Source organism: Streptosporangium sp. NPDC051023, assembly GCF_040689595.1.
Classification (GTDB): Bacteria; Actinomycetota; Actinomycetes; order Streptosporangiales; family Streptosporangiaceae; genus Streptosporangium.
Map to the genome: position 1 here is coordinate 17,990 of NZ_JBFBCE010000026.1, position 20,816 is coordinate 38,805.

19 protein-coding genes are annotated in these 20,816 nt (G+C 70.4%); 6 read left to right on the forward strand and 13 right to left on the reverse strand.

Annotated features, from left to right (window positions below; all coding sequences use genetic code 11):
* Positions 1-123: 123 nt before the first annotated feature.
* Positions 124-492, reverse strand: coding sequence for a DUF3499 domain-containing protein (locus AB0395_RS18750; RefSeq protein ID WP_271216885.1), 369 nt, complete (start codon positions 490-492; stop codon positions 124-126).
* A 228-nt stretch (positions 493-720) separates the two neighbouring features.
* Between AB0395_RS18750 and AB0395_RS18755 the strand changes: the two genes are divergently transcribed.
* Positions 721-1,113, forward strand: coding sequence for a metallopeptidase family protein (locus AB0395_RS18755; protein WP_366282100.1), 393 nt, complete (start codon positions 721-723; stop codon positions 1,111-1,113).
* Here AB0395_RS18755 and AB0395_RS18760 read toward each other — a convergent pair.
* The 4 genes from AB0395_RS18760 to AB0395_RS18775 all read right to left on the reverse strand — a co-directional run bounded on the left by AB0395_RS18760 (position 1,084) and on the right by AB0395_RS18775 (position 8,306).
* Positions 1,084-2,670 carry a DUF5719 family protein gene (locus AB0395_RS18760; RefSeq protein WP_366282102.1) on the reverse strand — a complete coding sequence of 529 codons (1,587 nt, stop codon included), beginning with the start codon at positions 2,668-2,670 and terminating at the stop codon, positions 1,084-1,086. The two genes, AB0395_RS18755 and AB0395_RS18760, sit on opposite strands and share 30 nt — an antisense overlap.
* Entirely contained in the window at positions 2,667-5,531 is a 2,865-nt protein-coding gene (locus AB0395_RS18765; RefSeq protein ID WP_366282104.1) for a glycosyltransferase family 2 protein, read from the reverse strand. Before AB0395_RS18765 ends, AB0395_RS18760 begins: the two co-directional genes overlap by 4 nt.
* Positions 5,532-5,709: 178 nt before the next feature.
* On the reverse strand, positions 5,710-5,970 hold the full coding sequence (locus AB0395_RS18770) for a WhiB family transcriptional regulator (RefSeq protein ID WP_012888122.1): 261 nt from the start codon (positions 5,968-5,970) through the stop codon (positions 5,710-5,712).
* 227 nt (positions 5,971-6,197) lie between these two features.
* On the reverse strand, positions 6,198-8,306 hold the full coding sequence (locus tag AB0395_RS18775) for a hypothetical protein (RefSeq protein ID WP_366282106.1): 2,109 nt from the start codon (positions 8,304-8,306) through the stop codon (positions 6,198-6,200).
* Positions 8,307-8,558: 252 nt separating this feature from the next.
* Here AB0395_RS18775 and cofD point away from each other — a divergent pair, with 252 nt between their 5' ends.
* Both cofD and AB0395_RS18785 read left to right on the forward strand, forming a co-directional pair.
* Positions 8,559-9,557 (forward strand): 2-phospho-L-lactate transferase, encoded by a 999-nt coding sequence (gene cofD / locus AB0395_RS18780; RefSeq protein WP_366282108.1) that lies wholly within the window; start codon positions 8,559-8,561, stop codon positions 9,555-9,557.
* On the forward strand, positions 9,554-10,873 hold the full coding sequence (locus tag AB0395_RS18785; protein WP_366282110.1) for a coenzyme F420-0:L-glutamate ligase: 1,320 nt from the start codon (positions 9,554-9,556) through the stop codon (positions 10,871-10,873). The genes cofD and AB0395_RS18785 overlap by 4 nt, the downstream gene beginning before the upstream one ends.
* Positions 10,874-11,011: 138 nt before the next feature.
* Here AB0395_RS18785 and AB0395_RS18790 read toward each other — a convergent pair whose 3' ends face one another.
* The 4 genes from AB0395_RS18790 to AB0395_RS18805 form a co-directional block, all read right to left on the reverse strand.
* Positions 11,012-11,329, reverse strand: a complete 318-nt coding sequence (locus AB0395_RS18790) for a hypothetical protein (RefSeq protein WP_366282112.1) — start codon at positions 11,327-11,329, stop codon at positions 11,012-11,014.
* A gap of 188 nt (positions 11,330-11,517) precedes the next feature.
* Complete coding sequence (locus AB0395_RS18795; RefSeq protein WP_366282114.1) at positions 11,518-11,910, reverse strand: bacteriocin fulvocin C-related protein; 393 nt, start codon at positions 11,908-11,910, stop codon at positions 11,518-11,520.
* An 824-nt stretch (positions 11,911-12,734) separates the two neighbouring features.
* The gene (locus AB0395_RS18800) at positions 12,735-12,860 is read right to left on the reverse strand and encodes a hypothetical protein (RefSeq protein ID WP_366282116.1); all 126 of its coding nucleotides are present in this window, start codon (positions 12,858-12,860) and stop codon (positions 12,735-12,737) included.
* 190 nt (positions 12,861-13,050) lie between these two features.
* Positions 13,051-15,636, reverse strand: a complete 2,586-nt coding sequence (locus tag AB0395_RS18805; protein ID WP_366282118.1) for a tetratricopeptide repeat protein — start codon at positions 15,634-15,636, stop codon at positions 13,051-13,053.
* Between the two features lie 188 nt (positions 15,637-15,824).
* On the opposite strand from AB0395_RS18805, the gene AB0395_RS18810 reads away from it, so the two are divergent.
* A complete protein-coding gene (locus tag AB0395_RS18810) occupies positions 15,825-16,316 on the forward strand; it encodes a DUF6294 family protein (protein ID WP_366282119.1) in 492 nt (163 codons plus the stop codon).
* 169 nt (positions 16,317-16,485) lie between these two features.
* Here the strand turns inward: AB0395_RS18810 and AB0395_RS18815 are convergent, their stop codons facing one another.
* Positions 16,486-17,181 carry a YoaK family protein gene (locus tag AB0395_RS18815; RefSeq protein WP_366282121.1) on the reverse strand — a complete coding sequence of 232 codons (696 nt, stop codon included), beginning with the start codon at positions 17,179-17,181 and terminating at the stop codon, positions 16,486-16,488.
* Between the two features lie 276 nt (positions 17,182-17,457).
* On the reverse strand, positions 17,458-18,030 hold the full coding sequence (locus tag AB0395_RS18820) for a TetR/AcrR family transcriptional regulator (RefSeq protein ID WP_366282123.1): 573 nt from the start codon (positions 18,028-18,030) through the stop codon (positions 17,458-17,460).
* Between the two features lie 88 nt (positions 18,031-18,118).
* Here AB0395_RS18820 and AB0395_RS18825 point away from each other — a divergent pair, with 88 nt between their 5' ends.
* Positions 18,119-18,490 (forward strand): DUF4267 domain-containing protein, encoded by a 372-nt coding sequence (locus tag AB0395_RS18825; RefSeq protein ID WP_366282124.1) that lies wholly within the window; start codon positions 18,119-18,121, stop codon positions 18,488-18,490.
* Positions 18,491-18,590: 100 nt separating this feature from the next.
* On the opposite strand, the gene AB0395_RS18830 is transcribed toward AB0395_RS18825, so the two are convergent.
* Positions 18,591-19,238, reverse strand: a complete 648-nt coding sequence (locus AB0395_RS18830; protein ID WP_366282126.1) for a TetR/AcrR family transcriptional regulator — start codon at positions 19,236-19,238, stop codon at positions 18,591-18,593.
* A 240-nt stretch (positions 19,239-19,478) separates the two neighbouring features.
* Here AB0395_RS18830 and AB0395_RS18835 point away from each other — a divergent pair, with 240 nt between their 5' ends.
* Positions 19,479-20,165: an SRPBCC family protein gene (locus tag AB0395_RS18835; RefSeq protein ID WP_366282128.1), complete on the forward strand. Its 687-nt coding sequence runs from the start codon at positions 19,479-19,481 to the stop codon at positions 20,163-20,165.
* A gap of 434 nt (positions 20,166-20,599) precedes the next feature.
* Here the strand turns inward: AB0395_RS18835 and AB0395_RS18840 are convergent, their stop codons facing one another.
* A complete protein-coding gene (locus AB0395_RS18840) occupies positions 20,600-20,803 on the reverse strand; it encodes a hypothetical protein (protein ID WP_366282130.1) in 204 nt (67 codons plus the stop codon).
* Positions 20,804-20,816 lie beyond the last annotated feature (13 nt).

Sequence of the window (20,816 nt, forward strand, 5' to 3'; positions counted from 1 at the left end):
GCCTACGGCGCGCTCAAGCCACAACCGGTCCCCATTGCGACATTGGCTGCGACCTGATCCGGGAACACACCTCAGGCCCTGTGCCCGGATCCTTCGCCTACCCGGGAACAAGGACGAGCGGGGTCAGCGGTCGCGCTGAGGCTGGGCGGAGCGCAGCACCCTCAGGTGACCACGGCGCCCGACCTCGACTCCCTGCCCGACGGGCTCTGTGCCGTTCGTCGGAGCGGGCCTGGCCGCCTCGCGGACGGCGTTGGCGAGCGCTTCGAGATCGTCGGTACTCGGCGGCGCACCGTCGGTCGGGAGACGGACGACCTCCCAGCCACGGGGCGCGGTGAGCCGCTCCGCATGCTCGGCGCACAGGTCGTAACAGTGCGGCTCGGCGTACGTCGCCAAGGGCCCGAGAACGGCGGTCGAGTCGGCGTAGACGTACGTGAGCGTGAATACGGCAGGCTGACTGCACGCGGTGCGGGAACAGCGGCGGACGGGGCTCACGGTGGGACCGTATCCGGTAAGCGTCCAAGGCGCCACTATCTGAGCGCTCTTAACAAGCGTGTCGCCACAATTCGGACACGTGTCCCGGCTTTCACCCCCCTGTACAGCTTGCACACCCTCCAAACAACCCCTTCCCACCCTCGTACCAGGCCCGTCTAAGCTTGGCCCGTGAGCTCGGCACCCGGTAGACCTCGTCCTCCCCGAAGGCGCGACCGGCACGGTCGCGGTATGCGGGGCCCACTGGCGCCCTCCCACGTGCCGATCGCCAAGTCACGCAGCGAACGCTTCGACGATCTCGTCCTGGACGCTGTCGACCGCCTCAAGCCCCGCTGGAGCAGCCAGCTCGCGGCCGTCGAATTCGCGGTCGAGGAGGTGCCACCGATCACCGAGCTGGGCGACGGCCCCGGCCTGCTCTCCGGCGAGCCGATCCCGTTCGGCCGCTCCGAGCCCGCCGTGGGCAAGCGCCCCGCCGTCGTGGTCATCTACCGGCGCCCCCTTGAGGCGAGGGCCCGCGACCGCGACCAGCTCGGCGCGATGGTGCACGACACCGTGGTCGAGCAGGTCGCCGGCCTCCTGGGCCTGTCCCCCGAGTCAGTCGACCCGGGCTACGACGAGGACTGAGTCGACGGCGGCGCCGCCAGGCGCCGCAATCAACTCGGTTTGGGCGCGCCGGTGTCTGGACTGAGGAGAGAGGGAGCGAAGCGACCGAACGACGAGGGAAGACACCGGCGCTGGGGCGCCCAAACCCGCGGTGCCGCCAGGCGCCGCAATCAGCACAGTGGCGGACTCGGTGATCGGCGGGACCAGCGCCCACACGCGGGCCGCGGCCAGCGGCTGGACGGTCAGCGCCAGCCCCTTCTTGATCCGCTCGTCCATCACCCGCCCGCCGTACACCGGCCCGGACCCCTGCACCGGCAGCACCAGCACCCCGAAGGCGCCGTCGACCTTGGGCAGGCTGACCTGCTTGGTGCGCGCGGCGGGGATGTCCACCTCGAACGGCTCTGGCGCCTGTCCCTCACGCGGCAGCACCCGCACGCTCACCTTCCCCGCCGCCTCGGGCGCGCTCAGCACCAGCCTGGAGCTCTTCTCGCCGCCCGTGCGGTTGTCCGCGACCACGCTGCCCAGGTCGATCGGGGCCGCCCCCGCGGTGAAGGCCACATCGCTCTTCTTGCCCGTCCCAGTGACGACCAGCCCCGCCACGATGGGAGTCTCCGAGGTGAGCACGAGCGCGGACGGCTGTCCCGCGATGCCGCTCGACAGATCCAAGGTGGCGACGGATTCGGCGGGAACCTCGAGTAGTTCCCTGCCTTTCAGGGCATAGGTCCCGTCGGGGGTGAGCGCCTTGATCTCGACCAGGGTGTCGGTCTCAGCGATGGAGGCGACCAGCAGTTGGCGTCCGCCACCGCCGCCGGGGATACCGGGGATCACGACGCGGGTCGCGGGGGGCGCGGAGGCGGGCAGCCAGTCGACGCCCCGCCCGTCGTGCATGATCGCCCGAGCCGCCGCGGTGACCCTGCCCGAGCTGGTGCGTACCTCGACCGCCATGACCAGCGGCGAGGGCGCCACGTCCTTGAGATCGATCGCCCGGCTCTCGCCAGGCGCCAGGACGAACACGCCGCCGGAGTCGCCGATCACCGGCCCCTCTCCGGCGTAGATCATGATCTCCACGATGGCCTGGGCGAGGTCGGGGTTGGCGAGGTGGAGCACGACGTCGGCCGCCGCGGGGCCGGGGCCGACCAGCCAGGTGCTCGACGTGGGCTCGACGCACCGCACCCCGGCCAGTCCCCTGTGCCTGCCCGAGGTCTCCCTGCGGGTCTGCGACGCCTCAAGGCCCGCCGCCATGCTTCCCGTCGCGGCCACGACGAGCGGTCCCGACCCCGCCGGGATCTTCTCGTGCCAGAGGGTGCCGGGGGTTCGCAGGGTCTCGAGGGTCTTGCCGCCGGTGACGAGCGTCGTAGTGCCCGGCCCCTGGCCGCCCGGCGGGGTGACCACTCCGGCGTCGGTGTCTCCGGGGTCGGGGCAGACGGCCGTCACCGAGGCGACGGGGACTCTCCTGAGGCCCTGCGCGGGTTCGGCGAGGAGCCTCGGCTGGGTCGCGGAGGCGACTCCGTACAGGGCGAGCAGGGCCACCAGGACCAGGGCGAGGAGGCTGAACCTGTTCTCGATCAGGGACTTCATCGGCTGGACGGCTCCCTGCCTGGCTCGGACATGTCATGCGCGGCCTGGCCGTCCCCGGCCCGTGAGCCGGGCGCGGCCAGCATCAAGACGACCAGCACCATCACGGCCTGCGCCCAGAGCCAGCGGCCGTGCCAGGGATCGCCCTGCGGGGCGGGGGGCACCGCGACCGGCTGGGTCAGCCGCCACATGCCGAGCGTGCGCGACAGGCTCATCCTGGCCAGGGCGGGCTGGGAGTCGAGCGCGTGGCTGATCTCCTCGGTCACCGGCGGGCTGACCACGACGAACCGCACGCCGTAGGCGGCCAGCACCCCGGCGTCGTCGCCGCCCCTGCCGGAGACCAGCCCCGCCGCCGCGACGGCGACCTGTTCCCTCGGCCCCCGCGGCGTGGGGATGTCGGCCTCGCCGACCAGCGGGGTACGGCCCCGCAGCACGGTGAAGGTCAGGGCGCCCTCCCTCTCCCGCAGGAGCAGGGTCCGCTCGCCGCCGCCCGAGTTGAGCGCGGCCAGCGCGGGCAGCACATCGCGCACGTTCCCGTTGATCGGGCCACCGGCGCCCCTGGCGATCCACATGCCCGCCGCGAGGATCGGTGTCGAGAAGGCGACGACCACGACGGCGAGCGCGGCGACCCTGCGCGGCCCGCCCGCCGCCCAGAACTCGGCGATCCGGTCGGCGGTGAGCGCGGCGACCACGAGCATGCCGGTCGCGGCGAAGGCCAGCGGCACGGCAGGCCACGCGGGGGCCTGCGCGTCGGCGTTCAGCGAGGTGACCGGGGTCCTGCTGACCAGGATCGCGACCAGCACGCCGAAGAGCGCGACGCCCCACCCGATGGCGATGACCATCCGGTTGCGGCGCATCAGCAGCGCGGCCAGGCAGGCGGCGATAAGGCCGCCCGTCACCCACAGCGGCGGCATTCCCGGACCGCCGGGGCTGAGCAGCAGCAGCGAGGAGGCCGGCAGCGAGGGATCGACCAGGCCCGGCTGGTGCAGCCCGGCCTCCAACAGGAGCTGTCCCGGGTTCCCCACCACCTGGGCCAGCCAGGGGAACAACAGGGCCACCGGAACACCGAAGGCGATGACGACCGAGACGGTGATGCCCCTGCGGGGGAAGGCGAGGGCGGCCAGCGCGCCCAGGACCAGCATGAGCGGGTAGACGATCGGGGCGAAGGCCGTACCGACCGCGAGGAGGAGACCGAGCCCCCAGGCCGCGCGGCGCGCCCTGCGGCCGTCTCCGGCCAGCAACGTGGTTGCCAGCGCCGCGTAGACGGGCAACAGCACGAAGACCACGGCGGTGCCGAGCCTGCCGCCCGCGATGGCGCCGGTCGCGACGGGCAGGAGGGCGTAGGAGGAGCCAAGCCAGACGCGGGTCCAGCGCCCCGGGATCATCGACCTGGTCGCCGCGTACGCCGACAGTCCAGCCAGCGGGACGCAGCCGAGCAGCAGCACGGAGACCGCGAGCCAGGGCTTGCCGAGCAGCACCGTGGACAGCGCGGCGAGCACCGCGACGTACGGCGGCGCCCACGCGTCACTGCCGAGGCCCGCCTGATGGTAGCCCTCGACGTAGAGGTTCCACAGGTCGGAGGAGCCACCGATCACCGGGACGAGCGCGCCGCCGCCCAGCCTGTCGCCGCCGATCAGGCCGCGCTCGGCGACCAGCGTGACGGCGGCCAGGACCAGGAAGAGCGTCGTCCCCGGATTGCCGAAGAACCGCCGCGTCGCTCCCACGTCGTCGGTGAGCAGCTCCTCGCCGTCCTCCTGCGTGGGGGTCGCGGCGTGGTGGTGGCGTCCCGCGGACTCAACGAAGCCGGTCCCCGCCAGATAGCTCTGGAACCGGTCGGCGAGCCGCCGGTAGCCCGCGCCCGGCGGGGTGAGCAGCAGGGCGGTCGCGGCGCCGTTGCGCCTCCTGCCCGCAGCACGGGCGCGGCGGGCCCTGAGAATCCTGCCCGGGTGTCTCAGGATCGAGCCGAGCGCGAGCGCCTCGTCCAGCGCGTTCGCCGGTTGCTTGGCCAGCAGGAACAGCAGTGTGTGGAACAGCGAGCCCACTATGTTGCGGACCAGCGCCCACGGCAGCGACCGGGCGGGCAGGTTCGCCATCACCACGAACATGGCGTTGCGGCGGTCAAGGCGGCGCGGGTGGTCGCCGCTGACGGTGATGCGGCGGCGGCGCCTGCCCGCCGCCTCGGCGTGCCAGGCGACTGCCTGGGTGACGTTCCGTACGCGGTATCCGGCGTTCCTGACCCGCCAGCACAGGTCGAGGTCGTCGCGGAACAGCGGCAGGAAGGGGTCGAGCCCGCCCACCTCGTCCCAGACGTCCCTGCGGACCAGCATTCCCGCCGTGGAGACGGAGAGCACGTCCCTGATGCCGCCGAACTGCCCCTGGTCGAACTCGCGGGGCTCGATGCCGGTGTCTCTGCGTCCCCTCAGGTCGACGGTGACGCCGACCTCCAGCAGGAGCCGCCGGTCCAGCCAGTCGCGGAGCTTGGGGCCGAGCACCCCGGCCTCGGGGTCCTCGTCGGCGGCCAGCAGGAGAGCCTCGAGCGCGCCCTCGTCCGGCGCGCAGTCGTCGTGCAGCAGCCAGATCCACTCCTGTCCCTCCGCGGGACCGAGCCGTTCGAGGACCTCGGCGATGGCCTGCCCGAAGCTCGTCGAGCGAGGGAGGGTGAGCACCGCGTTCCGGCCGAGGGTGCCGGTCAGCAGCGCGGCGCTGCCGTCCCTGCTGCCGTTGTCGACCCCGACCGCCCTGTCAACCGGCCGGGTCTGCCGTAGCAGAGCGTCAAGGGTCTCCCCCAGCCAGCGAGCGCCGTCGTGAGCCACGACGATCGCGGTGACGGTGTGGTGGGGGCGGGGAGAGTCGGTGATGGACATGCGTCCCGTGTTCAGGAGGAGCTGATGATCGGCGCGACCACGATACGACACCCTATGTTGAGCTATGCCTGATGCACGAAAAAAGAGGCATGTGGCCCGTGGACCACATGCCTCTCCGATATATGATCAAGCGCTCCCGCAGGTACGCAAACCCCCGGTGAGCACGTGAACCTCTTCCTCAGACCGCTTCACGCTTGATTCTGCGGCGCTCCCGCTCGGAGAGACCCCCCCAGATCCCGAACCGCTCGTCGTGCTCAAGGGCGTACTCGAGGCATTCGGCACGCACCTCACATGAGCGGCAGACCTTCTTGGCCTCCCGAGTGGATCCCCCCTTCTCCGGGAAGAACGCCTCAGGGTCGGTCTGCGCGCACAGCGCGCGTTCCTGCCAACCAAGCTGCTCTTCAGCGATGCTGTCCTGTGCGATGACCAGGTCGGCCACTGCACACCTCCCTGCCGCCCGCCCGCAAATGGAGCCCCCCTATGAACGCCTCCCTCTTACCCACCAGCAGGAAGGCGTAACAACACGTGTGTAATTACACGCGCGTGGCCTGTGTGACGTCAAGCGGCATGCCGGTATCCGGAGAAAGACCTGCTCTCCCCGGTTCTGGGTCGTGTGCCTGTCTGGGCGGCGATCGCCCGGTCTCCCATGACGATCGCCTGGCCCGTTCAGTGCTCTCGGCGGTCGGAACCGTACCAGGACATGTTCTGCTCCTGACCGGGGCCCACCCTTTCTCTATCCGGGATTTCCTCTCCCGTGACCTGAGCCGAGCGCTCGGGCTTGTATATCGCGGTCGGGTCTATGGGCTGCGGATCCCAGGACCTCTGGGCGGCCGGACTCGGCCCGCTGAGCGGATCTCCCTGGTAGGCGGCGGGGTCGAACCTCAGCGTCGTCTCCGCCGGGGTCTCCCACTGCTGACCGCCGCCCTGCTGGTACGGCTGCGCCGGGGGCGTCTGCGGGGCGCCCTGCGATTGGCCGAACGGGTCGTCGTAGGAGCCACCCACCTGCGAGGTGTACTCGGGAATCCGCAGTTGCGGTTCCGTCCCCTGGGAAACGCCCGGCTGTGACATGCCCTGCGCCTGCTGCTGGTAGCTCTGCGCCTGCTGGTAGGCCTGCGCCATCTGCTGGGAGTGGGGGTCGACCGGGTCGGGCGCGGGCGCCGGGTAGTGCAGGTTCGGCTCGGTCTGACGGGCGTACTCCGCGCCGGAGAAGCCGGTGAACGGCTGACCGTAGTTGTCCGGCGGCTGCGGGAAGGACTGCTGTCCCTGGGTGTCGAAGGACAGCCTCGGCTGGCTGTCCGAGGAGCCGTACGGCGAGGCCACCTCGGGCTGCGTCCCGTAGAAGGAACCCTGCTGCTCGGGCTGCGGCACCTGATGGGGCTGCGGGGCGTAACCGGACGCCTGGGGCTCCGCGGGCGGGGCGTAGCCGGGGAGCTGGGGGTCGGTGTAGCCGGAGGAATGCGCGTCGCCGTAGACGGAGGCCTGCGGCTGCTCGACCGGCGCGGCGTAAACGGGCGGGTCGTAGGCCGTGGGCGGGGTGTCGTAGGCGGTGGGCGCCGGGTCGTAGGCGGTGCCCGGGGTCTCGTACGCCGCCGGGGAGTCGTACGACCTGGCCTGGGCCGAGGGCTGGACGTCCGCCGGGACGTACGGGCTCGGGGTGTAGGCGTCAGCGGGAGACTGGGACCCGGGCTGGCCGTACGAGGAGGACTGGGTGCCGTAGGACTGGCCGCCCCCCTGCTGCGCGTAGGGCTGCGGGGAGGCGTGGGAGGCGGCGGCCGGGGAGGACTGGGGGTAGGCGTCGCTCAGGGGTGTGACATAGCCGTGGGCCTGGCCGTACTCCTCCGAGGCTCCCGCCGGACCACTGGAGCTGCTCGGCGCGGGGGGAAGCGCGGGCGGGCTGTAGGGAAGCTGGACCACGGGAGCGGGCTGGGCCTGCTGGTAGGCGTGAGCGCCCTGGTCCTGATGCTGGAAGCCCTGCTGCGGCGCGTGGTCGTGCTGCGGGAAGCCATGCTGGGAGGGCTGCTCCTGGGAGTGGAATCCCTGCGGCTCCTGGTGCTGGAAGCCCTGCTGCGGCGCGGCCTGGTCGTGCTGCGGGAAGCCGTGCTGGGAGGACTGTTCCTGGGAGTGGAATCCCTGGGGCTCCTGGGTGTGGAAGCCCGGCTGCTCCTGCGGGTGGAACCCGTGCTGCGGGGCCTGCTCCTGCGGGTGGATCCCCTGGTGCGGAACCTGACCGCCCTGAGGACCCGCCGGGCCGCCCTGAGGAGCGGCGTACTGCTCCTGGAGACGCGGATCGGGGAAGATCACCCCGTGGGGCAGCCTGGCGCCGCCCTTCGCCCCGGAGGCACCCGCCGATCCTGCGGCCTTCGGCACGAGATAGGCCAGGGCGATCCCGGTCAGCGCGAGGGCGGGAAGGCTGAGGACGAGGAACTCGATCTTCTGCCAGAGGCCGGTCTCTCCGGCGAACAGGCCGCCGAACAGGCCGACCGTGCCGAACAGCGCCGCCAGCCCGAGGGTGCCGACGGCCACCTGGACCATCAGCTTCAGCCGCTCGATCGCCGGGCCCGCGTGACCGGCCAGCAGCACGGCGCCGACGAGCAGCGCGGCGGTCACCGGCGAGGTGAATCCGCCCACCTGATTGGCTGCGCGAAACGCGAAGGAGCCCCCGGACGATGTACCGAACAACAGCTGCTCGACGCCGACGAGAACGCCCGTGGACGCTACGGCGATCATGAGCCATGCGGCCGGCTCTCTGAGCCTGCCCGCCTCGACATTGATCACAACTACCCCCAAAGGGTCCTCAGGTAAACCCGGGCCAAGTTTTGCACACGGCTGACTTAGGTGTCGGGAGACCCACGAAGCCCATAAATCTCATAAGTACTTCATAACACCCTATTGCGACATATTCCGGACAGGCCCTGCGGCGACGCTGCCAGCGAAGACATTTCTCATAACGATCAAGACAAGCCGCTCTCCCCCCTTGACGACGGGCCCTTCGAACAGTGCGGCCGAGGCAGTGGAACACTGGACCGCATGCGCATTGTGTCCCTCGCCGGCGGAATTGGCGGCGCCCGTTTCCTACGCGGCCTCCTCACCGCCGCTCCCGGCTCCGAGATCACCGTCATCGGCAACACCGGCGACGACATCACCCTGTACGGCCTGCAGGTCTGCCCCGACCTGGACACCGTGATGTACACCCTGGGCGGCGGCATCGACGAGGAGCAGGGCTGGGGAAGACAGAAGGAGACACACGTCGTCAAGGAGGAACTGGCCGCCTACGGCGTCGAACCGCAGTGGTTCGGCCTGGGCGACCGCGACTTCGCCACGCACATCGTGCGCACCCAGATGCTCTCCGCCGGATACCCGCTGTCCGCGGTCACCGAGGCGCTGTGCGCGCGCTGGCAGCCCGGCGTGCGACTGATCCCGATGAGCGACGACAGGACCGAGACCCACGTGGTCATCTCCGACGACCGGGGCCGCAGGGCCGTGCACTTCCAGGAGTGGTGGGTACGGCTACGCGCCTCGGTCCCCGCCGAGCAGATCATCCTCGTCGGCGCCGACGAGGCCCGCCCCGCGCCCGGTGTGCTCCAGTCCATCGCCGACGCGGACGTGGTGATCCTCCCGCCGTCCAACCCGGTGGTCAGCATCGGCACGATCCTGCAGATCAGGGGCATCCGCGAGGCGTTGGAGGCCAAGACCGTCGTCGGTGTCTCCCCCATCGTCGGCGGCGCCCCCGTCCGCGGCATGGCCGACGCCTGCCTCACCGCGATCGGCGTCGAGACCACGGCACAGGCGGTCCTCGAACTCTACGGCTCACCGCTGGTGAACGGCTGGCTGGTCGCGGAGGAGGACGCCGGGGTCAGCCTCGACGGCGTGCGCGTCGAGGCCCGCCCCCTGATCATGCACGACGTCGAGGCGGCCGCGGCCATCGCGAGGGCGGCCCTCGACCTGGCCACGACCCTCGCCGGAACCGGAACCGGCTCTGCCTCCGGAACCGAGGGTGCGGGACGGCTGAACGGGGACGCCCGATGAGCAGGATCCGCCGCAGACAGGACAGCCCCTCCGACATCAGGCTGGAGATCTTCCCCGTTCCCGGGATCCCCGAGGTCCAGGAGGGCGACGACGTCGGGAAGCTGATCTCCGCCGCCATGCCCGACCTCCGCGACGGCGACATCCTCGTCGTCACCTCCAAGGTCTCCAGCAAGGCTGAGGGCCGGACCAGGCGAGGCCTCACCCGGGTCGAGGCCGTCGCCGCCGAGACCACCAGGGTGGTCGCCCGCAGGGGCGAGACCGTGATCGCGCAGACCGCGCACGGGTTCGTCATGGCCGCCGCCGGGGTCGACGCCTCCAACACCGAGCCCGGCACCGTCGTGCTGCTCCCCGTCGACCCCGACGCCTCCGCCGCCGCGGTGCGCACGAGCATCAAGGAACGCCTCGGCGTCTCGGTCGGCGTGGTCGTCTCCGACACCTTCGGCCGCCCGTGGCGCAACGGCCAGACCGACATGGCGATCGGCGTGGCCGGGGTGACCCCCATGCTCGACTACCGGGGTATGTCCGACGACCACGGAAACGCGCTCGAGGTCACCATGACCGCGGTCGCCGACGAGTTCGCCGCCGCGGGTGACCTGGTCAAGGGCAAGCTCGCGCAGACCCCGGTCGCGGTGATCAGGGGAATGGCCGAGTACACCACCGAGGAGGACGGCCCCGGCGTCCGCGAACTGGTCCGCCAGTCGGAGGACGACATGTTCCGGTACGGCTCCCGCGACGTGCTCTTCGCCCGCAGGACCGTGCGCGGGTTCTCCGCAGAGCCGGTCGACGGCGCCAAGGTCCGCAGGGCCGTCGAGGCCGCGATCGCCGCGCCCGCCCCGCACCACACGACTCCGTGGCGGTTCGTCCTGCTGGAGTCGCCCGAGATCCGCGTCAAGCTGCTCGATGCCATGCGCGAGGCGTGGATCGCCGACCTGCACGGCGACGGCTTCTCCGAGGAGGCGATCGCCCGGCGGGTCAAGCGGGGAGACGTGCTGCGCGCCGCGCCGTACCTGGTGGTGCCCTGCCTGGTCATGGACGGCTCGCACACCTACCGCGACGACCGGCGCAACACGGCCGAGCGGGAGATGTTCGTGGTCGCGGCGGGCGCGGGAGTGCAGAACCTCCTGGTCCAGCTCGCGGTCGAGGGCCTGGGCTCGGCCTGGGTCTCCTCGACCATGTTCTGCCGCGACGTGGTGCGCGAGGTGCTCGACCTGCCCCCGGGCTGGGACCCGATGGGCGCCGTCGCCGTCGGCCGCCCCGCCGCCCCGCCCCGCGACCGCGCCCCGAGACAGGCGGACGACTTCATCGTCACCCGCTGAGTCCTGCCCGCCGAGTCCCGCGCCGGAACCCGGCGCGGGAACCCGACGCGAGAATCCGGTGCGGGAACCCGGCGCGGAGAGGCTCGGCTGCGCCCGGGTGCACCGGCGATCGCGCGGAGACTCGGTCGCGCCGGGGTGTCAGCGATCGCCGCGCAGCGGCTTGGCCGTGCCGGAGGGCGCAGGCGAGGGAGGCGAGGAGGCCTCACCTTGGCGGATCACGTTGGTGAGCACCACGAACAGGACCATCGCCACCAGACCGGCCACGATCATGCCCCGGACCGCCACCCAGGCCGCCGCCTTCGCCCCCGGGATCTTCGCCGCCGCCTCCGCCGCGGTCTTGATCGCCTTACCCCACCCCGCCCAGGTGTCGACGGTGCGCTGGAAGCGCCGCCCGACGAAGAACATGACCGTCGCGATCACGACGATGACGAGGACCCGCGCGTTCGAGCCGTCCATGGGCGCACTCCTACCTGAGAGGGAAGCAGGATTTCGCCACTGAGCGTAGTGTAATGACTACGTAAAGGAAGGGAAAGACTCAAGATCCAGAACGCGGATGGTGACGCGGCCGGCACGACCGCGCCACCCGGTGCCCCTGTCACCGTCCCGGCGGGCACACCCCTCGGCGACCCACCTCCACACAGTGATCAGTTGCATCTCCCGTTGCAGGGATACATGTAGAGCGTGCCGCAGTTACAGCAGTAGGCACCGCACATGCGGACAACGAACGGCTGGTCGTAGTGGCAGCAATAGTCGGAGCACCAGTTGCTCTCGGTGGAGCAGTTGCAGCCGGGGACCGAGTTGCTCTCCCCGCCGTTCTCCTTGCCCGTGAGCCGGTCGGCGGGACCGAGCGTGGCGATCAGAAGGAAGGCCTCCTCCTCGCCGAAGGCCTGTATCACCGCCTCCTTGAGCACGGCGGCCTGGCTGCGGGCCGTGGCGACGCTCGCCTCGTCGTCGACGACCTTGCGCTGCGCGTCGGTCAGGTCCGGATGCGAGGCGCGATACCGGTCGAACTGTTCGGTCCACAGACGGCTGCGCACTTCGGGAGGCGAAACCCGCGACCCTCACCTCCTCCCCGCGCGTCACGATGAGCGTCGGAGCCCATGGCGCGTCGGCTCCCAGTTGCTGTTCACGCCATCGTTGAACGTCCCGGTGGACCAGGGGCGGCATTTCCAGCTTCCCCCCCGGCCGCGTCCGCGACCGTATCGGAGATCCGCCTGCACTTTCCGCACGCCGCGTCGAACGCGAGTATCCAGCGTGACCCGCTGTCGTTCATCGCCTCTCCTTGTTCGGGTGCGCGGCACGCCCATGTCCGTCCGCCTTCACGGTCGCTACAGGGGGTGTCCGCAGGGAACAGGCCCGGGCCCGCGCTCTCCCGCGCGGGCCAGAACGCGCGCTTCGGCGAATGAGGCGACGTCAGGGGAGACGGCCGCCACGGGCCGCGCCCTCCCGCCTCACTCCACGGCTCATCCGGCCGATCGTGCGGCCGTGACCACCGTCGACGCCGCGTTCACCGAATGCCTCGCCGATCACATCGGCATCTGATGATCTGTCGAAATCGGTACGAGAAAACCGATGCGGCTCCAAGCGTCACCATCCGATATCTCTGGCGCGGCCCCCATACCGTACGAAATCCCAAAAGCTCCTATAAGCATTAACACAGACAAAAAGGCGGCTTTTCCGCCAAAGGCTCAGCTGCATACGCATAAGGCGATCTTGGTGGTGCTCAGTGACAAGCCCATCGAAACCCGACAGAACACCGCATCGATGATCGGCCCGTCGCCGTAGCCCCATCGCCCTTCTCCGCCCTCATCGCCCAGGTGCCGCTGCGCTGGTTCCACCGCGAGCCGGCCGGAGGCCGGGGTCAGTGGTGGGTGATCCACCAGACGGCCAGAGTGATGGGGGCCGAGGCGGCCGCGGCGGCGGCGCCGCGGACGGCGGCGTACAGTGCGGCGCGGCCCAGGCGGCGCAGGAACGGACGGTCGATCATGACGGGTCTCCTCCCGGCGGGCCCCGGCTTTCCTGAACGCCGGGCGGTGACAGTGATTACGCCTCTCCGGACGGTTTTCCGGCTTTGCCTTTCACGGGCGGGGCGGGGTGAGCAGGGGAGGAGACCTCGGAGAATGACGGCAGGCACGGGTTTTCCGGCCGGTTCCGGTCCGGATCCGGCACGATGACGGTTACGTTCTGGACGTCCAGAGGACGAGCTGGTCACGGACATTGCGCGTCATGGGGGCGTCAGGGCCGAGAACGCGTTCCAAGATCGCGAGAAGGACCGTGTACTGGTCGGCCGCGCCGTGTGGATCGCCTGACTCCCCCGTCCAGCGGGCCAGGTTCTCACGGACGATAAGGGTGTCGAAGTGTTCGGGGCCGAAACGGCGGGAGCGAATGGGCAGGAGCGCCTCACACTGGTCGCGGGCTGTCACCGGGTCACCCGCCACACCCGTCCAATGGGAGAGGTTCACGCGGGTGACGAGGGTCAGGTGAGTCTCCGGACCGGAGATGCGTTCGCAGTCGGGGAGCAGGGCTGCGTACAGATCGCGCGCGGTCGCGGCGTCGCCCGCCTGGCCGGTGCGAAAGGCGAGGTTGACGCGGGCCCATAAGCTGTCGGGGTGATCGAGGCCCGAGGTCCGCTCATAAGCGGCGACAAGGGCCACGCACACATCACGGGCGGCCTCGGCGGAGCCGCTCTCGCTGAGGAACCGGGCGTACTGGTCGCGTGCGGCGAGAGTGTCCGGGTGGTCGGCACCCCAGACGCGTTCCATCCGGGGCAGGAACTCCTCGTAGTACAGCCGGGCAGCAGCGGGGTCACCCGCCTGACCGGTCCAGAAGCCGGCCTCTTGGGCGAGCCGAAGCGTGTCGGGGTGGTCTGGGCCGGAGACACGCTCACGGATCGGCAACAACTCCGCGACCCGGTCACGAGCAGCGCCAGGGTCGCCGCTCTGACCGATCCAGTCCGCCAGGGCCGCCGCCGCCCAGAGCGTGTCGGGGTGGTCTGGGCCGGAGACACGCTCACGGATCGGCAGCAGTTCGGTGAGAAGGTCGCGCGCGGTGAACTGGTCCCCCGCGTGACCGACCCACTTGGCGTGCAGCGCGGCGGCGGTGAGTGTGTCGGAATGTTCGGGACCCAGACGGCCGAGCGCATCAGTGTGAATCTCGGCCTGGACGGTCGCGGCCGTCTGGTAGTCGCCGCTGGCCCCCAGATACTCCACGACCTCCCGCATTCCGGACGCCGAAGGTTCAAGTGCCACATGGGCGTGCGGCACGAGCCGCGCGTACAGCGGCCAGTTCGCCACGAGGTCGGGATGACCGGGCAACGCGCCTTCGACCAGTGCGGCGGCGGCCGACCGCCACGCCGCGCGCGCCGAGGGGGTCATCCGGTCAGCGGTGATGGCCTGAACGAGCCGATGCACCGACAGCACACCCGGCTCCGGGCTGGCGACGAGCGAGAACCTCCGCAGCTCCCCCACTGCTTCGGCGACCCCGATCACGTTCCCGATGAGTCCGGTCAGTCCGAGCGAGGCCGGCAGGGATTCCGGCAGTCCGGATCGCCGCCCCGCCAGCAGCGTCCGAATCGGCACGTCGTCGGGGGCGAGCTGCGACAGCAACCGCAGCAGGGCGATCGCCTCAGGGGTGTCACGCTCCAACCGCTCGAATGCGAGAGTCCAGGTCGAGGCTACCGAGCCGTCGTAGTCGTAGGGTTCACCCCGGTCAAGCAACAAAGCAGGCTGCGCGCGCAATCCGTCCAGGTATTCGGCCAGGGACAATCCCGTGGCGCCGACGAACGCTCCGGCCTGCTCCAGTGCGAGCGGCAGCGCTCCCAGTTCGGTCGCGACGGTCGCCGCCGCGATCCCGTCGTCTTGCCCGGTGCGGTCCAGGAGGAACCTGGCCGCCGCCGAAACATCCAGCGGTGTCACCTCGACGCTGAGCGCCTGCGGCCAGTGCGCCGACCGAGAAGTGAGCAGCAGCTTGCCCTGCCCGGCCGTTGGCAGCCATCCGCGGATCGCGGCATGGTCGGCGACGTTGTCGAACACCAGCAGCCACGGCCGCTCGGCCTCGGCGAGCGCGGCGTGGACCTGCGCCACGGGGCTGCTGCCGTCGTCGGGCAGCCCGAGCCGGACGGCCAGTGCCGCGAAGCCCCCCGCCAGCGCGGTGTGGTCCTCGGCGGCGAACTGCCAGACGAGCCCGTGCCCGGTCCGGACGCGATACGCGAACTCCAGCGCCAGACTGGTCTTGCCGATCCCGCCGAGCCCGTGCAGGACGACTTGGACGGGCGTGTCCGACGGTACGGCGAAGGCGTGGTGCAGCCGGGTCAGCAGCGCCGTTCTCCCCGCCATCTGCAACGGCCGGGGCTTCGTCCCGAAGATGTCGGCTACGGGCCGCCGCTCTGCCTGCTGGACGCCGCCGGTTTCGGTTTCCGGCGACCGCCTCCCGGTCCGAGCGTCGCGGGCCTGCTGGAGCAGCCGCACCCACCTGACCTCGTCCAGCAGCTCACCGACCTGATGGCCTCTTACCACACGGCCGCGAGCGTGCTCGGTCAGGACCCGGACCAAGGTAAGAAACGCCGCTTCGCTTTCGGGCAGGTGATCACCGTTCTGCCAGGCGCTGATCTGCCGGAATGTCACCGTCCACGACGCCTCCCGTGGGCGGCGGCTCATCGTCCTGCCCGCGGCCCGCTCCAGCGTCAGGCCCGACATCTTCACCAACCCTGCCAGCCGTACCGCGAACTCCCCGCCACGCTGCCCGCCGCGCTGCCCGCCGCCCACCAGCAGCTCACCCGCCCTTCGGATGCTGGATCCGGACCGGACCGGACCGGAAACCCCAACTTAAGGTTCCTACCAGCGATAAGACCCCTCCGTATCCAAACCGGAATACGCCATGACACTCCGGCCGTGGCCTCCTGATCTCCCGCGCGGCAACCTGGCCCGCGTAAACCCGGCAGGAGAATCCACACATGACCATCTTTGGCCATACCGTCCTGTTCCCGCGCCGTCCGGCACGTCCCGCCCCGGCCGCTGTCTCAGGACGCGGCCGGATGTCGGCCATCGCCCTCGGCACGGTGCTGGCACTCATCACCGTGCTGGGAGGGACCGCCCACGCCCAGGCCTCGCCCAAGCGCTTCGTCTGGAGGAACGACATCCGCTCCGGGGATTGCACGATGTTCCACGGCGCCTCGTGGACCCTGTACTCGGACGGCACAGCGGAGTTCAACGGCCTGGTCACCAGCAGCGACGACAACGACGCGTGGCTGATGTGGGCGAACCTGGAGGACGCCAACAAGAACCGTCTGGGCAGGCTCGTCTCCCACTCCCACTGGGACGATCTCACTAAGTTCGTGAAGAACCTCCCGGATTCCTCCCGCCAGTACCCCTGGTCGGCGAGGGCGACCTACGACCCCAGCCTCTACCCAAGGATCAAAAGTATGAGCCTGAACTCCCACTGCTGAGCAGGCCAACCCCCTGTCACTCCTCGCCGCCCTCGCCCACCGAGCGCCCCCGGCCGGTCCGCCTGCCGGGGGCGCCTCGTCTTGCGAGGAATCTGACGCACGTGGAATCGGCGAGCGTGGAGTGCGACGACGTGACCTGACTACCGGGCCTTGGGGCGAAACCCGACCGTCACGAGGCGCCCCCTGCCTGGCGGGCCGCGAGGGCGACGGCCACGAGCAGGACCAGAACCGCTGCCAGGGCGGACACGGGACCGACGTTCAGATGCAGCGCGGCGCCCGTCAGCGCACCGGTGAACAGCGCGGTGCCCGAGACGGCCCGTCGCAGTCCCGCCCGCCCCGGTGGATCGGCGGCCAGACGGGTGAGGGTACTGGTGAGGACGGTGATGGTGACCAGGTCGGGCACCGCGAGCCGGTGCGCGGCGGCGTTCTGCAGGCCCATGCCGTACCCAAGCAGCCCGATGAGCGCCACCTGCGCGCCCGGCTCGCGATATCCCGCCGACCAGGCCACCGCGAGGGCGACGGCGACCAGGCCCGCGTGCGCGACCGTGAGGGAGGTGAACTCCCGCCGGGCGTCCCGCATCCGCCCGGCGAGGCGTCCCGCGCTCCACGCCCCGGCGGTGAAGACGGCGACGGCGAGGAGCGAGGCCCACACCGACAGCTGGGAATCCCCGGCCAGGGCGAAGCCGAGAAAGGCCACGTTGCCGGTCATGTTGGCGACGAAGACCCGGTTGAGGCCCAGGAAGCTGACGGCGTCCACGAGGCCGCTCGTGACGGTCAGCACGACCAGCAGGGCGGGCAGGACATCGTGCTCGTTCGCGCCACGGGGAAACAACGCGTCGGAGACCCACCTCAACCCGCCTCTCACGGGCGCTCCCGCGCGCGGGTTCCGTGCCGGTTTCGCGGACCGGCTCTCATGCGTTCTCCTCGGTGCCGGGGTGATGCCGGGCGCGGGCGGCCGTACCTCCACGGGCAGGCGCCTCCTGCTTGTGGGTTTGCCCAGTTCAGCGAGGATTTAGTGCAGGCGAAACACCCTTCGGGGGCGCCCTTGGAGGAGCCTGCGGCCGAGGGCCCGGCGGACGTCACGAGATGGCCGGCTGTGACCCACGACAGTGAACCGGCCGGAGACCCACGCCCGTTCCGGTCAGCTGGAGAAACGCCTGATCAGGATGGCCAGGCGCTGCCTGTGCCCCTCCGGACGGAGCCTGCCGTTGCGCATGAGCGTCAGGAGCCCGTGCAGCCCGCTCCAGATGGTCTCGGTGAGCATCTCAAGGTCGTCGTCCCCGGCGAATGGCCGTACGGCCTGGCGCAGTTCGTCGAAGCCCTGTTGCAGGGCCTCCGGCGCCTGGAGGGTGGCGAACGGCAGGTCGACGGCGAGGGTGAACATCACGTCGTACAGCGCGGGCCGTCGCTCGGCGAACGCGGCGTAGGCCTCGACGACGTCGGCGAGGGCCTGCCTCGGGCCGGTCGCGGAGGTGCGGGCCGCACGCAGCTCGGCGGCGAGGTCGGCGAAGCCCTCGACCGCGACCGCGGCCATGATGGCGTCCTTGCCCTTGAAGTGGCTGTAGAGGACCGGCTGGCTGTACTCGATCTCCTCGGCGAGCCGCCGCGTGGTCACCGCGTCCCAGCCCTCCGACTCGGCCAGCTCACGCGCGGCCGTGACGATCAACCGCTCCCGCTCCGCCCGCTCGCGCTCCCGGCGCGTCTGGATCGACATGCCTCCGATTCTAGCATCGCTAGCGTTCCTGTCCTGGCTATGTTAGCTTCACTCTCGTTTCTAGCACTGCTAGCAAAAGGAGAGGGTCATGCTCACCCCCATCGCCTACGGCCTGGCCGTACTGCTCAACCTCCTCATCGCCTTCATCGGCCTGCGCTTCTTCCTGACGCCCCACGCCGCGGCCGCCGGTTACGGCGTCCCCGCCAAGAAGGACGGCGACGCCGCCTACCTGACCATCAAGGGCCTGCGCGACCTCACCTACGGCATCCTCGGCCTGGCCCTGCTGGCCTTCGCGGGCGCCAGGGCGGAGGCCTGGTACATGCTCGTCGTCGCCCTCGTCCCCCTCGGCGACACCGTCATCGTGCTGCGCAACGGCGGCACCAAGGCAGTCGCCTTCGGCATCCACTTCGCCACCGCCGTGGCCGTGCTCATCAGCGCCGCCCTCCTGTTCGCCGCCTGAGAGCCCCGACGTCCCCGCCCGGGAACCGCCGACACCCGGCCGACTCCGGAGACGACCGCCTTCAACGCGACGGCGGCCCGCCCGTCGCGAATCGGCCTGCTCAGCGCGTCAGCAGGTCGTCCAGTTCGGCCGCGAAGAGCAGGGCGGGGTCGAATCCCATTCCGGTGAAGTGGCCGGCGAGTTCCAGGGACAGGACACCGTGGAGCCGTGTCCAGAAGCTCAGAGCCTGCTGGAGGACCGCAGGCGAGGCGGGGTGACCGCCCGCCCAGTCCCGGTGGCGTTCCAGGTGGATGTCGAACGGCGTGGCGGGGCGCTCCCGGGGTGCCGTCGAGCCCGCGTCGAGCAACATCGCCATGATCTCGGATGAGATGGCCGTGATGTCGTCGGGCGCGTGGTAGCCGGGGACAGGGGTGCCGTAGATGAGGAGGTACCGCTGGGGGTCCTCCAGGGCCCAGCCGCGCACGGCGTGGGCCAGTACGGCCAGGTCGGCACCTGCGGCGGAGGCCGAGCGGAGGGCGTCGGCGAGGCTTCGGTACGCGTCCCGGATGAGTTCGGTGATCAGCTCGTCGCGGTTGGCGTAGTAGCGGTAGAGCGCCGGTCCGCTCATGCCCATCTGCTTGGCGATCGCGTTGAGGGAAAGCGCGGACGTCCCCGTCGTGGCGATCTGCTCCCACGCGTGTTCCTTGATCTCCGCGCGCACCTGAGTCCGGTAGCGCTCGCGCGGGGTCTGCGTGCCCGTCTCCGCCACGACCTGCCACCTTCCGCACCCACGAAGCTACAGCCTCAAGATTCAGTTAGAGGCTATCACGAACCTTATTGACACCCATCCTCTCGGATAGTTATAACTTCTAACGAACACATGAGCTTCTAGCTCAACGTGGTCGCACGGTACGGGTCCACAGCCATGCACTCAGCCAGACGCAAGAACGCCATGACCACCACCCCCGTCCCGAGCATCCGATCCCGATCCCAGAACGAGAGGAACACCATGTTCAGCACCGGCCCCGCGAACTCGCCCGCTCAGCACTCCCACCCCCGGACCCGCGTACGCACCGCCGCGCTCGCGATCTCGCTCGCCGTCGCCGGTGTCCTCGCAGGCAACGTCCCGGCCGCTCAGGCCGCCCCTGCGCCGCCCCAGGCCGCCCCCCTCGAGGGCAAGCCCCAGTGCCGCGGGGAAGGCGTCGACACCACCGCCCGTATCCGCTACCAGTCGGACATCGTGATCAAGGCTCCGCTGAGCACCGTCTTCAAGCTGCAGACCGACGTGGAACGCTGGCCCACCTGGCAGGCCCCCGTCCTCACCATGAAGCGCCTCGACCCCGGCCCCCTCCGCAAAGGCTCGCGGTTCCGGTGGACCACCCCGGCGCCCCCCACCCCCACGACCCCCGCCACCACCCTGCACATCACCTCCACCATCCGGCAACTCCAGCACAACACCTGCATCCTGTGGAGCGGACCCGCGATCGGAGAAGGGGTGCGCATCGACGAGGGTGTGCACCTGTGGACCTTCACCAAGGTCAAGGACGGCGTGCGCGTCCACACCGAGGAAACCTGGACCGGCGCCCAGGTCGAAGCGGACGTCCCCACCGCCACCAAGCTCCTCGGCGCAGGCCTCGAAGCATGGCTGCGCGACCTGAAGACCACCGCCGAAGCCCGCGCCCACGGCAAGCCGTAGGCTCCCCGCTGCCGCAGGACCCCGGTCAGCGGAAACCACACCCGGATCGGGTGCGTCGGCGGCGCACTCGATCCGGCATGCCGTGTCGCAGCCGGTCGGATGTTCACCGACGTCGTCAACTCCGCTGACCGCGGCCTCCAGGGTCCTCCCGGGATTCGTTCGGTCCGAGCGGTCGAGGGTTCAGGGCCGAGAACCGCTCAGCGGCGGCGCCCCGCCGGGTCGCGACCTTCCTGCCGGCGGGCGAGCACTTCGGGGAGACGCGGGCGTGGCGGGCGAGCGAGGCGAACGGCGACGCCACCATCACGGGTGACACCCGAACAGCGATCAGCGACGTCGACAAACCGCTCCATTTTCGGCCACTTCCATCTCGGCTTTCCCGTTTACGCCACAAAACACAACAACATTCCAGCATGACCTTTTATGGCGATTTATTGCTATTTGATATCGCCGCGCTCGGCCTTTGGTATCCGCATCGAAGATGAGGCCATGACGAGTCCGTGGAGACCGTCGCGCAGGGGCCCACTGTTCGAGGCCTCGGTCGCGCCGCCCATTTCGCCGTCCATGTCGCCGCGGTCCATGTCGCCACCGTCCATGGCGGTGCCGTCCATGGCGGTGCCGTCCATGGCGGTGCCGTCCATGGCGGTGCGATCG

What these genes read in the sequence shown, in the direction of transcription:
- AB0395_RS18755 (WP_366282100.1), top strand. Translation starts at nt 721, where the DNA reads ATGCGGGGCCCACTGGCGCCCTCCCACGTGCCGATCGCCAAGTCACGC.
- AB0395_RS18800 (WP_366282116.1), bottom strand. Translation starts at nt 12,860, where the DNA reads ATGATCGACCGTCCGTTCCTGCGCCGCCTGGGCCGCGCCGCACTGTAC.
- AB0395_RS18840 (WP_366282130.1), bottom strand. Translation starts at nt 20,803, where the DNA reads ATGGACGGCACCGCCATGGACGGCACCGCCATGGACGGCACCGCCATG.
- AB0395_RS18765 (WP_366282104.1), bottom strand. Translation starts at nt 5,531, where the DNA reads ATGTCCATCACCGACTCTCCCCGCCCCCACCACACCGTCACCGCGATC.
- AB0395_RS18810 (WP_366282119.1), top strand. Translation starts at nt 15,825, where the DNA reads ATGACCATCTTTGGCCATACCGTCCTGTTCCCGCGCCGTCCGGCACGT.
- cofD (WP_366282108.1), top strand. Translation starts at nt 8,559, where the DNA reads ATGCGCATTGTGTCCCTCGCCGGCGGAATTGGCGGCGCCCGTTTCCTA.
- AB0395_RS18785 (WP_366282110.1), top strand. Translation starts at nt 9,554, where the DNA reads ATGAGCAGGATCCGCCGCAGACAGGACAGCCCCTCCGACATCAGGCTG.
- AB0395_RS18760 (WP_366282102.1), bottom strand. Translation starts at nt 2,670, where the DNA reads ATGAAGTCCCTGATCGAGAACAGGTTCAGCCTCCTCGCCCTGGTCCTG.
- AB0395_RS18790 (WP_366282112.1), bottom strand. Translation starts at nt 11,329, where the DNA reads ATGGACGGCTCGAACGCGCGGGTCCTCGTCATCGTCGTGATCGCGACG.
- AB0395_RS18820 (WP_366282123.1), bottom strand. Translation starts at nt 18,030, where the DNA reads ATGTCGATCCAGACGCGCCGGGAGCGCGAGCGGGCGGAGCGGGAGCGG.
- AB0395_RS18835 (WP_366282128.1), top strand. Translation starts at nt 19,479, where the DNA reads ATGTTCAGCACCGGCCCCGCGAACTCGCCCGCTCAGCACTCCCACCCC.
- AB0395_RS18825 (WP_366282124.1), top strand. Translation starts at nt 18,119, where the DNA reads ATGCTCACCCCCATCGCCTACGGCCTGGCCGTACTGCTCAACCTCCTC.